This window comes from uncultured Psychrosphaera sp. (genome assembly GCF_947500655.1).
GTDB lineage: Bacteria > Pseudomonadota > Gammaproteobacteria > Enterobacterales > Alteromonadaceae > Psychrosphaera.
The window spans coordinates 1-1,954 of record NZ_CANMSK010000039.1 but is presented as its reverse complement, the minus strand read 5'-3'; the positions used below and the strand labels follow the sequence as shown (position 1 = coordinate 1,954).

Below are 1,954 nucleotides of genomic sequence, written 5' to 3'. Positions count from 1 at the left end.
TCCCTATAATGCGCCCCACGTTGTCAGGAAGACATCAAACAGCAGAAAGACAAAGTTAAGTAGGCCGTTTGAGATTGAAATCGTTTAGGAAGTTTGTAAAAACTAAATAAAAAAGATTTCAAAATATCGTTGACAACGATAACGGGAAGTGTAAAATGCGCGTCCCGGTTGAGACAGAGTCTCATCCAGAACCATACGGTTCGAAACGTTCTTTAACAACTTGTAATTAATTATCTGTGTGGGCACTTGTAAGTGATAGTAACAAATTAAGATTTACTATTCTTAAGTGTCTGTGCAAACAAATTTATTTATTTGAACAGTATTTAATGAGTAGGATTGAATGAAACACTTTAAAGTGAAGAGTTTGATCATGGCTCAGATTGAACGCTGGCGGCAGGCCTAACACATGCAAGTCGAACGGTAACATTTCTAGCTTGCTAGAAGATGACGAGTGGCGGACGGGTGAGTAATGCTTGGGAATTTGCCTTTAGGTGGGGGACAACAGTTGGAAACGACTGCTAATACCGCATAATAGCTACGGCTTAAAGGGGGCTTCGGCTCTCGCCTTTAGAGAAGCCCAAGTGGGATTAGATAGTTGGTGTGGTAATGGCGCACCAAGTCAACGATCCCTAGCTGGTCTGAGAGGATGATCAGCCACACTGGAACTGAGACACGGTCCAGACTCCTACGGGAGGCAGCAGTGGGGAATATTGCACAATGGGCGCAAGCCTGATGCAGCCATGCCGCGTGTGTGAAGAAGGCCTTCGGGTTGTAAAGCACTTTCAGCGAGGAGGAAAGCTTGGTGGTTAATACCCATCAAGTGTGACGTTACTCGCAGAAGAAGGACCGGCTAACTCCGTGCCAGCAGCCGCGGTAATACGGAGGGTCCGAGCGTTAATCGGAATTACTGGGCGTAAAGCGTACGCAGGCGGTCATTTAAGTCAGATGTGAAAGCCCCGGGCTCAACCTGGGAACTGCATTTGAAACTGGATGACTAGAGTGCGACAGAGGGTGGTAGAATTTCAGGTGTAGCGGTGAAATGCGTAGAGATCTGAAGGAATACCAATGGCGAAGGCAGCCACCTGGGTCGACACTGACGCTCATGTACGAAAGCGTGGGTAGCAAACAGGATTAGATACCCTGGTAGTCCACGCCGTAAACGATGTCTACTAGCAGCTTGGCGCTTAAGCGCTGTTTTGCGAAGCTAACGCGATAAGTAGACCGCCTGGGGAGTACGGCCGCAAGGTTAAAACTCAAATGAATTGACGGGGGCCCGCACAAGCGGTGGAGCATGTGGTTTAATTCGATGCAACGCGAAGAACCTTACCATCTCTTGACATCCAGAGAATTTGCTAGAGATAGCTTAGTGCCTTCGGGAACTCTGAGACAGGTGCTGCATGGCTGTCGTCAGCTCGTGTTGTGAAATGTTGGGTTAAGTCCCGCAACGAGCGCAACCCTTATCCTTAGTTGCTAGCAGGTTATGCTGAGAACTCTAAGGAGACTGCCGGTGACAAACCGGAGGAAGGTGGGGACGACGTCAAGTCATCATGGCCCTTACGAGATGGGCTACACACGTGCTACAATGGCAAGTACAAAGGGTTGCAAACTCGCGAGAGTAAGCGGATCCCATAAAGCTTGTCGTAGTCCGGATTGGAGTCTGCAACTCGACTCCATGAAGTCGGAATCGCTAGTAATCGTGGATCAGAATGCCACGGTGAATACGTTCCCGGGCCTTGTACACACCGCCCGTCACACCATGGGAGTGGGCTGCAAAAGAAGTAGGTAGTTTAACCTTCGGGAGGACGCTTACCACTTTGTGGTTCATGACTGGGGTGAAGTCGTAACAAGGTAGCCCTAGGGGAACCTGGGGCTGGATCACCTCCTTATACATAAAGTTATGAGATTTACTCGTGTCCACACAGATAATTAATTACGAATTGTGAGCAAGAAGAAA

1 rRNA gene is annotated in these 1,954 nt (G+C 48.5%); it reads left to right on the top strand.

Annotated elements, in window-relative coordinates:
• Window positions 1-352: 352 nt before the first annotated feature.
• Window positions 353-1,886, top strand: a 16S ribosomal RNA gene (locus Q0940_RS16985).
• Window positions 1,887-1,954: the final 68 nt, after the last annotated feature.